We start from the raw sequence: 14,166 nt of genomic DNA, 5'->3' as shown, positions 1-14,166 counted from the left end.
GGCTTTACTTGTGAATACAAAAACCACTATACAAACCGTTGTTACTGAAAAGCTCAACGCCAAATTTTTGCCGCGCTACCTTGAGGTGCTCAATGAAAGCCATATGCACAATGTGCCTGAAAATTCCGAAACTCACTTTAAAGTGACGGTGGTGAGTGATGCATTTGAGCAAAAAAGACTTATCCAACGCCACCGCATGGTAAATGCGCTGTTAAGTGAGGAGTTGGCAGGCTCTGTGCATGCTTTAGCTTTGCACACCTACACCGCAGATGACTGGGCGAAAAAGCAGGGCAGTGCGCCTACTTCACCCAATTGCCTAGGAGGCTCGGGAAAGTAAGCTAACAGTGACAATGGCTACACCTGAGGAAGTCATTAGACAAGCCATTAGATCAATTGGTAATGTTTTACCTAAAGTAAATTGAATCTATCTTAAAACCACCATGGGTACTTTGCTGCGCTCTAGCATTTTTAGCGTGTTGCTGCCTAAAAAGAACTGACGAAGCTTAGAGTGCCCAAACGCTCCCATGACAATAAGATCAATTTTATGTTTTTGTTTGTAGTCCATTAAAGAATCAAAAATATCACCTTCAACGAAGGATGCTGTAAGGTCAAAGCCTTTTTCTTTCAGCTTTTGTTGGGCGGCAATAAATTTTTCCTCGAGATTGGTTTCGTTATTTTTTACCGAAACGAGATGACAGTGAAGGCCATGCAGTAAGCCGCCATCAATGACTCGCTGCAGCGCATTATCGGCGGTTTGTCTGCCGTCATAAGCAACCATAAATGAAGTGGGTTGGGTGAATGTCTCAGGAATAAGCACGACAGGATGTGAGGCCTTGCGCAGCAGTGTCTCAATATTAGATCCCAGTGCACTGTAGTTATCGCCATGTTCCATTCCACTGCGGCCAATCACTATCAGTCGGGTTTTATCTTCAATGTCGACTATTGCATCTGCAAGCTCACCGTGTCTTTGCATCGATTCAACTTTTTGTGTAACACAGTCCTGAGCTTGCTTTGAAACCCGCTCGAGTAACTCTTTACCCAATTTTAAAGCTAGCTTGCCGCGCTGTTCATCCAGCTCGGTCAATTCTTGTAAGAGCGCCGAACGCGCGCCTAAACCAATCGCCCCGCTATAATTATCGGCGCCGTGCTGCTGTTCTTTTTCAATGGTGTGTAAAAAAAGAATGGGCTTATCAAGCTTATTTGACGCCCAGATGGCTGCGTTGGTCACGGCTGTTGTCATTGCCGAACCGTCCACACACGTGATTATTTTTGTCATCCCTTTGTCCTGTATTTATCGTCGCTTTGTGATTTCTTAAACATCGGTTTCACTTAGTGCCCGCCAAACATCTTTTTGACTTCTTTGGGATCATTGTGTATGCCGAATTCATCTACTACGGTTGCCGTTGCTTCATTCATTCCTACGATGTTTACCGTGGCACCTTCGCGTCTAAATTTAATCACGACCTTATCTAAGGATGTAACGGCGGTGATATCCCAAAAATGCGCGTGTGTCAGATCTATAACCACGTTTTCTAAAGCTTCTTTGAAATCAAATGCGTTTATAAATTGTTCCGCTGACGCAAAAAACACCTGACCAATCACTTCATACGTGCGCTTATTTTCAGGCTCGCTATAGTGCGATTTTACCGCCATAATGCGGCTAATCTTGTTAGAGAAGAACAGCGTAGCTAATAGCACGCCAACTAATACACCAATGGCTAAGTTGTGCGTAGCCACAACCACAATAACGGTGGTTATCATTACAATATTTGATGACATAGGATGCTTGCGTAAATCCTTGATGGAAGACCAAGAGAAGGTGCCAATTGACACCATGATCATAACCGCTACCAGTGCGGCCATTGGGATTTGTTGAACCCAATCGTCTAAAAAGACTACCATGATAATGAGAACTGTACCCGCAACAAAAGCAGATAATCGCCCTCTACCGCCTGACTTCACGTTAATAATTGACTGCCCAATCATTGCACAGCCTGCCATTCCGCCAAATAGACCGGCGCCAATATTAGCAATACCTTGTCCTTTGCACTCCTTATTTTTATCGCTGCTTGTATCGGTAAGGTCATCTACTATGGTTGCCGTCATCATCGATTCAAGCAGGCCTACCACGGCCAAGCCAAGCGAGTATGGTAAAATAATCATTAGGGTGTTTAGATTAAGTGGAACATCGGGCCACAAGAATATGGGTAAGGTATCGGGCAAATCGCCCATGTCACCCACTGTTCTAATATCTAGCCCTAGAAACATTGCTGCTATCGTTAATGCGACAATGCACAACAAAGGAGAGGGAATCAATTTACCAATTTTGGGGACGTACGGAAACAGATAAATGATGCCTAAACCAATAGTGGTCATGGCATAAACATGCCATGTAACGTTAGTGAGTTCGGGTAATTGCGCCATAAAGATGAGAATGGCCAGTGCATTCACGAATCCGGTCACCACTGAGCGCGACACAAATCGCATTAAGCCGCCTAACTTTAAAAATCCGGCTAATATTTGAAACACACCTGTTAGGAGTGTTGCTGCAAGTAAGTATTCTAATCCATGGTCTTTTACCAGTGTGACCATAAGTAAGGCCATTGCGCCTGTAGCAGCTGAAATCATACCGGGACGGCCACCAACAAAAGCGATGATTACAGCGATACAGAATGAGGCATACAGACCCACTTTAGGATCGACACCCGCAATAATTGAGAAAGCAATCGCTTCTGGTATTAAGGCTAAAGCTACAACGATACCAGCAAGCACATCACCACGGATATTCGAAAGCCAGTCTTTTTTAATGTGTTCGAGCATGTAAGTTGCCTAATTTTGAAAATTTTTCTCAGAGTAGAGGAAAATTGATATTATAATTTTAAAATAAATGTGAAACGTAAATAATACGCTAACTATGGCATGAATCGAAACAGTGCACCTTACAGAGAGCTTTCAGGGATAAGGCGCTCTGAGGGTGGAGTGACTGTTAAAATTTGGTTCTTTAACCTTAAACCGGAAAGTATGATAACGCTTTTGTAATTTTGTTACAAATGGAGATACTTTCTAGCCTAAATAAGAACGCAAGCTTACTGGCTTGCGCAACGTTAATGTTAAGGTCGAAACCGCCACAAACCTTGTCGAACACGAAAATTTTGATTGAAAATAAATGTTCAGTTCTAAATGCATAAAAAAAGCGGGAGATCCCCGCTTTTTTTTATGTTTATTTACTATTAAACTTTACTTTTGCTTACTCAGCCACATGACTAAATTAATCATATCGTCTACGCTCATATCATTTCTAAACGTAGGCTTAAACTTTTCATTGATGATAAAAGTAGGCACGCCTGTTAGATGCTCACGAAATTCGTCTATGCTTTTGTTATTGCGATTTACTAGACTGTTGACGCTGAAACTAGCAGCTAGCTTGTCAAACTCTTCACCGTCGGCGCCGTTAACGACGAATATTTTGCGTAAGTCGTCCAGGCCTGTGATAGACGCGCGCTGAACGTGGATGTAGTTGAAAATTGCGCCAACATATTTCTGTTCCTCTTTCATAGCGCGTGCAATCATCATTGCTTTAGTGGCTTCACTTTGTATATCGCGACTGGTTAGGCCCATGAAATTCACATGTACTTTGGTAAATTGAACGTCTTGTGGAAGCTTCTCTTTGAACTGTGCCACTAGTGGTTCATACTGAAAACAAGCTGGACACCAAAATGAAAAATATTCTTTCATCATGGGTTTTTCTGAGGCTGTTTCGGCAATCACGTCAAAATGTGTGCCTTCTTTCCACAGTTCTACCTGAGCGTTGGCTTGAAAAGAGAGTACAAGGCCTAACACCAGAGAGCTTAAAATTCGTTTCATTGTATATTCCTATAATTGTTAGACTCGAAATTGACTGTAAAATATTTCACAAGTGCGTGTTATCTTAATTTTTGCCATACAATAGCATACAGCCCCTTTGGTGCAAGTATTCTCAATTTTCAAGATATTTAACAAGAAAGGGGTGCGGCCTTACTATCCCAGTAAGCTTAAATGATTTTATAAGCTATATCGAACGCTGAGAAGCACTGTGCTGCCGTCTGTGTTATAGCCAAAAACATCTTCATACTCTGCGTCGAGCGCATTCGAAAAACGCAGGCTCGCGCTCAAGTGCTCGCTGTAAGTATACTGATAGTTTGCACTTAACAACCAATAGCTGTCTAACGTGACTATTTGAGCAGCCCCGGCAGGCGGGAAAAAGTTATCAAACTTAGTGCCTGTGTAATCAGCCTGAAGGTACACTTGATGCTGCTGATCAATTGTATAAGTCGTGCTTAGTGAGCCGATGTGACGTGAACGGCGAAGTTCAATGCTATTACCCTGCGACGCATCTAAATAGCTATATTGTGCTTGCCACGTTAGGGTCTTGAACTGTCCTTGTAAGCTAAGCTCAAGCCCATCGCGGCTGCTGTTTGCACTTGCGTTGTCTGCGGTAAACTCGCCTGTTGCGGGCACAAAAACAAAGCCGAGTATTTCGTTTTCAAGTTTGGCGCTAAACCAGTTAAGCTGGACACTCACACTGTTAAATGCACCTTCTATTCCTATTTCAGTGCTTTTTTGCTGTTCGGGTGTAAGGTTTGGGTTACCCAAAAATGAATTAGGGAAGAAACCAAATCGTTCTATAAAGGTAGGATTTGTAATCGCTTGGCCCTGCGATACAAATACGCGCCAGTCGTTGTTAACGGCATACGTGGCGCCTACTCGGTAGCTGTCGGCGTTATCAAATTCGTCGTTGTTGTCATAGCGGTAGCTAGCGCTTAGGCTTAGGGCATTGGTAATGGCATAAATCCCATCTGTTACTAGCGACCACGTGTCGTTGCTTCGGTTTTGATTCAGGCCGCTGGTGAAGGCAGGGCCGCGTTGCTCAAAATCCTCATTGGTGCTTTCAAGCCCCATGTTCAGCCATTTATTAGGCGTAAATTCAAAACGGTTCGACCACAACACGCGCAGCTTTTCTCCTTGCGACATACGGTCAAAGGCGTTGTTGGTGAAGTTGTCGGTGTCTTGCTTTGAGTATTGGAGGGATAAAAGCTGTGAATAAATGCCGTTTCGCTGGCCATTGGTAAGTGGTGTAAAATGCCAGTTAAGGCCAAGCGAAATTTGATCACCCTGGGCCACTACATTGCCATCGCCAACCAAGCCTGTGGAAAAGTCATAGCCGTCTGCATCTGTTTCATAATTGAGAATGCGCGCACTTATGTCTATGCGACTGTCTTCACTAAACGTATAATTTATGCCGCCACTAAGGTCGGTATTTCGGTAGCCGTCGGCTTCAAACCCTGTGCGGCTGATATTTTCGCCGCCGGTTTTATAGGTAGAGGTATTCAATTTAAAGCCAAAGTCGCTTAACTGTTGGCCAAAGTGAGCACTAGCACTATAGGTGCTTTTATTGCCTGCAGACACATTGGTACTAACTTGCAGTTTATTACTACTTGCGCCTTTAGTGCTTATACTAATAATGCCGGCAATAGCGCTTGATCCCCAAATAGCGCTTTGTGGCCCTCTTAATATTTCTATGCGTGAAATATTAGCCAGCAGTAAGTGGGAAAAGTCTGTTAGACCGCCTTGACCAACATCGTTCACAGCAACACCGTCTACCAACACCATAACGTGGTTGCTTTCACTGCCTCTAAAACGTACTTCGCTTAAGCTACCTGCAGTGCCCGTTTTGCCAATGTTAACCCCCGCGACGGTGCGTAAAAGGTCGGTAATGCCAATGCCACCCGATGCTCTTATGCGCGCTTCATCAATAATGGTGACCGACCCGGCAATTTGGCCTACCGCAATAGGCGCATGCGTGCCTAACACACGGATCGTTTCGATTTTTTTATTTGAATTGGCTTGTGTTTGCGCTTGCGCACCCATAGATAGACTGATCAGCACAGCGGCTGCCAGCACAGTAGTTTGAATTTTCATAAAGTTCCTTGTAAGCGCTCCGCCCGAGCACAACATAAAAAGTAAAAGCATAAAGGCTATGCTTTTTAAGCGTCACTGATTTTAAAAACAGCTCACATGCCAAGCCTTATCCAACAAAAAGAAAAGCTTGCATGCTTTGAAGACAGGCCGGTATCCGGGCTCACAATATGTTTTACAATTCCTTCCCATAGCCCTGCAAAAATGCAGTTAACCACAGTGGACGACGCATCAGTGGAATAAATCACACCAGTGTAAATGTAAAGTTTGTCTATAAACGAAGTGTTTTAAGAAAATTGATTACCGTTGCGGGGGCAGCATAGGTTTTGCACCTATTTCCCGTTTAACAAAACGCTAAGCTGCTGAAAAAAATCAATATTAGGTTTCGCACCTGACTTAATTATATTATAGAGGGACTGTGTGAAAGTGCTAGTACTTAATGCCGCTTAGTGGATGCTATTTATTTTTTACGTTTTTTATTCGCAGTAGACTTGCGAAAGCGCCGCGGTGTGGTGTCTGCCTCAAAATTTCCATACTCAGGCTCATCTATAGCAGACTTTGTAGGTGTTTTTTTAGTAGGTGTTATATTAGTAGGTACAAACCCTATGACTATTTCTGGTGCAAAGGTATGCCCAACCACCGCTTCAATCGCGCGTAGTTGTTCAGTTTCGTCTTCGCTGAACAAGGTAATGGCGAGGCCGGTGGCGTTAGCACGACCGGTCCGGCCAATACGATGCACATAGTCTTGTGGCACAAAGGGAAGGTCGTGATTAATAACGCAGGGCAGATGGCTTATATCAATACCGCGCGAAGCAATATCGGTGGCAACAAGCACGCTAATGGTGCCGTTCTTAAACCCGTCTAAAGCTAAGGTGCGCGCGCGCTGGGTTCTGTTTGCATGGATCGAGTCGGCGTTAATACCAAGGCTCTCAAGCTTTGTCACTATTTCATCAGCGCCGCGTTTGGTGCGGCAAAAAACCAATGCCTGAGGCCACTTGTGTTGCACCAGAAGGTGGATCAGAAGATCTGTTTTACGCGCCTTGTCTACCGGGTGTAGCTGTTGCTTAATGTTGTCAAGACTGCGCGTTGCATCAGCCATTTCTAATACCACTGGATTAAATAACATGCTCTTAGCCAACATTTTAATCTCTTTAGAAAAGGTAGCTGAAAACATAAGGGTTTGACGCTTATTAGGCAGTAGTGCTTGAATGCGTAATATGTCATCAATGAAGCCTAAATCTAACATGCGATCGGCTTCGTCTAATACCAGTATTTCAAGATGCTCAAAGTTAAGTGCCTGCTTGTTGTGTAAATCGAGTAGGCGCCCGGGTGTAGCAACAAGTACGTCTGCGCCGTATTCTAAGGCGAAAATTTGCGGCTCAATTCTGACACCGCCAAATGCAGCGGTACTTCTAATATTCATGTTTGCGCTATAGTTTTCAACGCTCTGTGCAACTTGAGCTGCAAGCTCACGCGTGGGGGCAATGACTAAGGCCCTAACATGGCCGGGCTGCGCGCTTATACCAGTAGCAAGCAGCTGCAGCAGAGGTAAAGTAAAGCTAGCGGTTTTGCCTGTGCCTGTGTGCGCTAATGCCATCACGTCACGCCCGCTTAACACCGCAGGGATCGCATCAGTTTGTATAGGGCTAGGCGCAGTGTAACCTTGCTGCTCGATGGTTTTTAAAAGCGCATCACACAAACCTAAGGTGCTAAATGCCATAAAAGAAAATTCCTTAAGAAACGAATGTTGTGTATTTAACGCTGTGTAAGTAAGTAAGTATCGGTAAGGTGGGTTTAAAATATAAACGCGGGCCTTAAGTGGCGTACATTTAATTTGTGCATGCCAACACTACTTTTTTTTATTCAATAAAGCTTTTAAATCGGCAAACGGATTGTGTGTAGCCTCTTCAATTTTTTCTTCAGCGGTGGCGCCATACATCACGAATTCATGGTATTTGTTATGTTCATTGTCATGACAATATAAACAAAGCAGCTCCCAGTTACTGCCGTCTGACGGATTGTTGCTATGGTTGTGGTCGATGTGATGCACGGTGAGTTCGCGTAGTCTTGAGTAGACGAATTCGCGTGCACAGCGCCCACACACCCAAGGATACATTTTTAGGGCTTTGTCGCGATAGCCTTGTTCTTGTTTTTGATAGGCTTGTGCCCCACTGGTATGTTTGCTCATTGCTATGACGTATACATTGGTAAAGAATTAACTACGATAGTAAGGCATTTTGATACGAAGATATATTAAAATGAAGGCAAATGAATAGAAGGCTGCTGCAGCGCCGAGAACTGCTCTTTTAGCGAGAGTATCTGATTTTCCCAATACTTGTCTTCTCCAAACCAAGGAAAGGCGCGCGGAAAAGCCGGATCTTCCCAGCGTTTTGACAGCCAAGCCATGTAATGCACCATTCGCATGGCGCGTAATGGCTCTATTAAGGCAAGTTCACTTGGGTTGAAGGGCGTAAATTTCTTATACGCGTTAATTAATGTCTCTAACTGTATTTGCTGTTGATTAATATCGCCTGCGAGCATCATCCACAAATCTTGAATAGCGGGGCCGGTGCGGCAGTCATCTAAATCAACGAATATTGGGCCATCGCGCCATAAAATATTGCTGGGATGGCAATCGCCGTGTAGGCGAATTTGAGTAATGTTGGCAACCGCAGCTGTGTATTTTGATTCAGCAAGGGTGCAAACCTGTTCCAAAATAGTGAAAAACGGCAGGTGAAGGTGAAAGGGCACAAGTTCACTGTGCTTGAGCGCGTGAGCCGGATCATGCAAGAACTCAGCGACACTTATTCCCAAGCGATGCGTAAACGACTTTTTGGCACTTTTCGCATGAATTTGCCCAATTAAACTGCCCATGCCTTCAAGCTGTTCTAAGTTGTCTACTTCAAACTCACGCCCACCCATTGACAAAAATAAGGCAAAACGATAGCCGCAAAAGGTATGTAAACTTTCCCCGTTAAACTTAAGGGGTGCAACAATGGGCAAACCAAGGGCGTGCAGCTCAAGTGAGAACTCATGCTCTTCAAGTATTTGTGCGGTAGACCAACGATTAGGCCGGTAAAACTTAACCACCATGCGGCCGTGATCTTCAGTGACGAATTGATACACTCTGTTTTCGTAGCTATTAAGCGCCAGTAGCCCAGAGCTCACATATATATCTAGGCTTTCAATGGCATCTAAAATTAACGCCGGGGTAAGTCCCTCAAAGGTAAAGTCAGACACCGGTGAAAATAAATGTGCTGCGTTCTTTTACTTCCACTATGTCACCGTCAACCGACGTGGTCACTTTGAAGTAAATCCTTTGCGTGCCTTCTTCAAGGTTATTAGGGTTTACCGCCACACTAATAGGCAAGGTGTATACGCCGCCGCCTTTCACCGTAACGCTGCTGTTGCCAATAAATTTAGGCTGAGTTAAGCCAAGCACTTCCACGCTATATGTTTGCGCTAACTGACTTTTATTGAGGATTTTTAAAGTGTATACGTTCTCAATTAAGCCTTCGTTGGTTTCTCTGAAAAGTGAATTACGGTCGCGAATAATATCTACGTCAAGAGGTGCTCTTGACACAATATCATATACTAACAATGCGCTCATAAGTACTAGTACAACCGCGTAACCGATGAGTTTAGGACGCATTACTTTTGTTACGCCGCCGGCAAGCTGATGCTCGGAGGTAAACCTAATTAGGCCTTTTTCATAGCCCATTTTATCCATCACGCCGTTACAAGCATCTACACATGCACCGCAGTTAATACATTCGTACTGCAGACCGTTACGAATATCGATGCCGGTGGGACAAACCTGTACACATAAGTTGCAGTCTATGCAGTCGCCAAGGCCTTTTTTATGTACTTCATCGGGGCTTAACTTGAGCGAACGCGGACCGCGCTGTTCTCCTCTAGTTGCGTCATACGATACTGTGTAGGTGTCTTTGTCAAACATAGCAGACTGAAAGCGTGCGTATGGGCATATGTGAGTGCACATTATTTCGCGCATGTAGCCTGCGTTACCATAGGTGCACGCGGTAAAAAATATAACCCAGAAAGCTACCCAAAACGTGGTGTTAAAGGTGAAGAAATCGATGAAAAGCTCATTTATAGGCACGAAGTAGCCAACGAATGTTAGCGCGGTTAACAGCGCTACGCTCACCCAAGCGAAGTGTTTTAAGCCTTTTCGCGTTAGCTTGTCGGCGTCCATTTTACGTTCATCAAGCTTTATTCGCTTGTTACGTGTACCTTCAATCTTTTCTTCAAACCAAATGTAAATCCATGTCCAGGTGGTTTGCGGACACATAAACCCACACCAGACACGACCTGCAAAGGTGGTCACAAAAAATAATGCAAAGGCAGAGACAATAATGATATAGGCTAAAATGGTTAAATCTTGTGGCCAAAGGGTAAGGGTAAAGATATTAAAACGCTGCTCGGCTAAATCGAACAAAATTGCCTGTTGGCCTCGAAATTGGATCCATGGGGCAATGGCAAATATACCTAAGAACACAAAGCCAAAAACACGCCTAATTGTTTCTAACATGCCCTTCACTGAACGCACATAAATCCTACTTCGAGCTGAGTAGCTTGGTTTTGTTATCTCTACCGTTGGCTTCTCAATTTTCACTGGTGTGATATCTTTCACTCGAATTCTTTCAGACATGCTATACAGCCTATTTTACCCATACATTAACGCTAGCCTTTAGTATATCAAAAACTAGATTACAAAAGTCAACTGAGATCAAACTATTACTCCACCATTATTCAAATAATCATCCTGATTGTCATATTGCGCTCTGATTTTGCGAAAAATTTCTTTGGGGACGTCTCAGTTACCCTCGTTTCTTGGTATAACAAGGTAATAGAGGCGACTGCGCGCAGCAAAACTATGGCTTTACGTGACCGCTTCATGCGCAACAACATGGCCTCAATACCGCATCAGGTCGCCTACATATTGAGGCAACTGATTCAGTTGAATCTATCAAGCGGTTTTATTTATTATTTTATATATTATATTGCGTACAAAAAGATAAAAATCCGTATATCTTTGGCTCAAGCTTACATAAATTTGGTGCAGAAACTAAAAGCGCTGAACTTTTACCAGACTCGGATCTCTAAAGTAATGTCAACGTTTGCAACGATAGCGCTTGAAACCTTATTCTTTTGGTCTCAACGACATATTTTTACACCTTAACAAAGGATTACGTATGAACACTTACATTAGTCTTTGTGCTGCAGCTGCACTATCTTTAAGCCTGCCGTTATCGGCAAGTGCTAAAGAAAAAAGCGAAGACGTTTATATCAGCGACAATGAGCTGCAAAGAGTGTCGGTAACGTGGGTAGAGCCTAAGTCGTATACCGATGTAAGAGATGCGAATTCCTCACGTACAAAGTTTCGTCGGCATGTTTTTACTCAATTAGAAAAACACATTGACGAACTGGCAGAAGATTTACCAGCAGGGCAAACCTTAAACGTGACCGTAACCAATGTCGATTTAGCTGGACGAATCGAACCAGCATCTTTTGTGGGGTTTTCAAACTCCATGCAAGATATACGGGTAATGCGAAACATTGATATTCCGCGCATTGAATTTAGCTATGAACTAGTTGATGCAGACGGCACAGTAATTAAGAGTGAAGAGGTTAATTTAAAAGACATGAGCTATTTAAACGGAATTGGCATTTCGGGACGAAACAAACCCTTTGAGTATGAAAAGAGAATGCTAAGCGACTGGTTCGCTAAGAGTATTGTTGAAGACAAGGCTTGATCACAGTGTAAAAACTCACTAAAAAGCTCCTGCTGAAATTAAGTTCATTTCGGCAACGCCAGTGGTCTACAAAGTATTAAGCCCGATAATTGGAATAGGGAGCAAACGTGGCAGAGCAGCCGCTGTCTTGGTAGTTGTTCTGAAATAGCGTTTACTGATACACATCACTTGCATCCGGCCGATATTTCAGTTAACTCGATTCGCGGTAACAAAGACTTCGATTTGAGTAGCAAACAGAGTTTATCAGTATCAAGGCAACCTTAACCCGTATGCCGGGTGATGTGAATAACGACGGTATCGCAAACTTCACTGATTATCGCCTGATTGTAAGCGCTAGTTCTGCCTCTAATGGATACTTTATAGCAGAAATATACTGCCTAAACCCAAGAACGCAACAAAGCCAACAATATCGGTCACCGTGGTCAGTATGACAGAGCCAGACAACGCCGGGTCGATTTTCAAGCGCGACAAGATAAGTGGTAGAATTACCCCGGTGATAGCCGCGGCAATAATATTCAACAAAATAGCAATGCCTATCACCACGCCCAGCAAACTGCTGTCAAACCACAAGTAGGCGATAGCGCCGACCACAAAAGCCCAAATAAAGCCGTTTAATATGCCGACTTTAAGCTCTTTATCAAGCAAAGCCTTGCGGTTACTTTTGGTCACCTGCCCTAATGCTAACCCACGCACAATGAGGGTTAAGGTTTGACTTCCTGCAATGCCGCCCATGCTGGCCACAACCGGCATAAGGATTGCCAGTGCAACAACTTCTTGCAAGGTTGCTTCAAATAAACCAATAAACCATGAGGCTAAAAACGCCGTCATGAGGTTAATACCCAGCCAAATTGCGCGTTTTTTTGCACTCGTTGGCACCGACGAGAATAAATCCTCGTCTTCATCCATGCCCGCCGAGGACATGATTTGACGTTCATAGTTTTCATTAACCAGTTCACAGGCGGTCACAATGTCTACTCTGCCCAACAGTTTGTTGCCGTCGTCAACCACAGGGAGTGATATATATCCGCTAGTTTGCACTTCACGGGCTGCTTGTACCGCGTCTTGGTCGGCTTTTACGACACTAATATAGTCTTCAGATAAATCCACTAATGGCAGGTGGTCGGGTTCACCAAACAATGAGCTTAATTTTACTGCGGCAGAGAACTGACCTGCGCGGTTTAGTAAAAATATGCACTCGGTGGTGTCGGGTAGCTCTCGCCTTAACAGGCGCAGTCCATCGCGCACTTTGGCATTAGTTGGCAGCACCAAAAGTTCATGGTTAAGCCAATGTCCTATTTGTTCATCTTTATACTGGCTAGCGTCTTGGAAAAACTGCCGCTGCTGCTTGCCCATGGCGGCTAAGGCAATTTCTAGCAAATCACTGGGTAGCGTATCAGATATTTCAAGCAGTTGCTCGGCGTCTACATTTTGAAATATAATCTCCCATTCTTCTTTGGGCGTTGATTCTATTACGGTGGTGCGAGGATCGCCGCGCATTTCGACTAAAACATCTAGTTTTTTGGCATTAGGTACTTGCTGCCAGCTTATTAAGCGAGGCTCTAATGGCACCGATTCAAGCAATAATGCCAAGCTTTCCGGATCGGATGCGGCGATGCTATTAGCGATGCCTGTGTCTTGTAAAAGATCGTCACATGCGACGACCTCTTCAATCAAATTAGGAAGTTGATCCGCCATAGTTACTCAGTGAATAGTTGGGTTCTTGGTTAGTAGCTGATTGCTTATAATTGCTTATATTAGTGTGTTTAGGCTAAATGTAATAGTCTTTGCATAAAATAATCTTAAGCAGATTTGTTACCATAAGTTGATGGTGCCTTCCAATTCAGGTACTTTTAACTACTAAAAAACCTAAAAATGATAACTAATGACCAAGATGAACAATACCCTCACCTTTGTAAAAGTGGATTATAGTAAGCAAATACATATGGCGCATCTGCTTACTTTGCTGCAGCTGTATGCAAAAGATCCTATGGGCGGCGGCGAGGCTATAAGTGAGCATGTCATGCAATCACTGCCGCATGCTTTGGCCACAAGATCCTATATGCATTCTTTTTTAGTGTTTAAAGATGAGCAGCCTGTTGCTTTTGCAAATTGTATAGAAAGTTTCTCTACGTTTGCAGGCAAAGGGGTCATGAATATTCACGATTTTGCGGTCAACAGTGATCAGCGAGGACAAGATGTGAGCCAGTTTTTACTCAAAGGTATCCAAGAGGTAGCGTTGCTATTAGGCTGTAGTAAATTGACTCTCGAAGTGCTGCAAGGAAATAAATCGGCTATTCGTGCCTATGAAAAATCAGGATTTAGCGCTTACCAACTTAACCCTGAATTGGGTAATGCTATGTTTTGGCAAAAATATATCACCTGAATTTGATATAGCTTAAAGTGCGCTTTTTGATACTAAAGCGCTACTGCTTCCATA

12 protein-coding genes and 1 riboswitch are annotated in these 14,166 nt (G+C 43.7%); of the genes, 3 read left to right on the top strand and 9 right to left on the bottom strand.

The window, feature by feature from the left end:
- Positions 1-10: 10 nt before the first annotated feature.
- The gene (locus GPUN_RS11890) at positions 11-337 is read left to right on the top strand and encodes a BolA family protein (protein WP_006007090.1); all 327 of its coding nucleotides are present in this window, start codon (positions 11-13) and stop codon (positions 335-337) included.
- Positions 338-424: 87 nt separating this feature from the next.
- Here GPUN_RS11890 and GPUN_RS11885 read toward each other — a convergent pair whose 3' ends face one another.
- The 8 genes from GPUN_RS11885 to ccoG form a co-directional block, all read right to left on the bottom strand.
- Positions 425-1,276, bottom strand: coding sequence for a universal stress protein (locus GPUN_RS11885; protein WP_006007088.1), 852 nt, complete (start codon positions 1,274-1,276; stop codon positions 425-427).
- Between the two features lie 53 nt (positions 1,277-1,329).
- Positions 1,330-2,820, bottom strand: a complete 1,491-nt coding sequence (locus GPUN_RS11880; RefSeq protein ID WP_006007086.1) for a SulP family inorganic anion transporter — start codon at positions 2,818-2,820, stop codon at positions 1,330-1,332.
- Positions 2,821-3,237: 417 nt separating this feature from the next.
- Positions 3,238-3,864, bottom strand: coding sequence for a thiol:disulfide interchange protein DsbA/DsbL (locus GPUN_RS11875; RefSeq protein WP_006007084.1), 627 nt, complete (start codon positions 3,862-3,864; stop codon positions 3,238-3,240).
- A 177-nt stretch (positions 3,865-4,041) separates the two neighbouring features.
- Positions 4,042-5,958: a TonB-dependent receptor plug domain-containing protein gene (locus GPUN_RS11870; protein WP_006007083.1), complete on the bottom strand. Its 1,917-nt coding sequence runs from the start codon at positions 5,956-5,958 to the stop codon at positions 4,042-4,044.
- A gap of 128 nt (positions 5,959-6,086) precedes the next feature.
- Positions 6,087-6,365: riboswitch (cobalamin riboswitch) on the bottom strand.
- A 50-nt stretch (positions 6,366-6,415) separates the two neighbouring features.
- Complete coding sequence (locus GPUN_RS11865) at positions 6,416-7,675, bottom strand: DEAD/DEAH box helicase (protein ID WP_006007079.1); 1,260 nt, start codon at positions 7,673-7,675, stop codon at positions 6,416-6,418.
- Between the two features lie 129 nt (positions 7,676-7,804).
- Complete coding sequence (locus GPUN_RS11860) at positions 7,805-8,143, bottom strand: YajD family HNH nuclease (RefSeq protein ID WP_006007077.1); 339 nt, start codon at positions 8,141-8,143, stop codon at positions 7,805-7,807.
- Positions 8,144-8,208: 65 nt separating this feature from the next.
- A complete protein-coding gene (locus GPUN_RS11855) occupies positions 8,209-9,195 on the bottom strand; it encodes a serine/threonine protein kinase (protein WP_006007075.1) in 987 nt (328 codons plus the stop codon).
- Positions 9,188-10,624, bottom strand: a complete 1,437-nt coding sequence (gene ccoG, locus GPUN_RS11850) for a cytochrome c oxidase accessory protein CcoG (protein WP_040521072.1) — start codon at positions 10,622-10,624, stop codon at positions 9,188-9,190. Before ccoG ends, GPUN_RS11855 begins: the two co-directional genes overlap by 8 nt.
- A gap of 544 nt (positions 10,625-11,168) precedes the next feature.
- Here ccoG and GPUN_RS11840 point away from each other — a divergent pair.
- Positions 11,169-11,729 carry a DUF3016 domain-containing protein gene (locus GPUN_RS11840; protein ID WP_006007071.1) on the top strand — a complete coding sequence of 187 codons (561 nt, stop codon included), beginning with the start codon at positions 11,169-11,171 and terminating at the stop codon, positions 11,727-11,729.
- Between the two features lie 357 nt (positions 11,730-12,086).
- On the opposite strand, the gene GPUN_RS11835 is transcribed toward GPUN_RS11840, so the two are convergent.
- Positions 12,087-13,424 (bottom strand): magnesium transporter, encoded by a 1,338-nt coding sequence (locus tag GPUN_RS11835; protein WP_006007069.1) that lies wholly within the window; start codon positions 13,422-13,424, stop codon positions 12,087-12,089.
- 187 nt (positions 13,425-13,611) lie between these two features.
- Between GPUN_RS11835 and GPUN_RS11830 the strand changes: the two genes are divergently transcribed.
- Positions 13,612-14,112: a GNAT family N-acetyltransferase gene (locus GPUN_RS11830; RefSeq protein WP_006007067.1), complete on the top strand. Its 501-nt coding sequence runs from the start codon at positions 13,612-13,614 to the stop codon at positions 14,110-14,112.
- Positions 14,113-14,166 lie beyond the last annotated feature (54 nt).

This window comes from Glaciecola punicea ACAM 611 (assembly GCF_000252165.1).
In the GTDB taxonomy this organism is placed as follows: Bacteria; Pseudomonadota; Gammaproteobacteria; order Enterobacterales; family Alteromonadaceae; genus Glaciecola; species Glaciecola punicea.
Note: the sequence above shows the minus strand (reverse complement) of the source record. Positions and strands in the feature narration are given on the sequence as shown.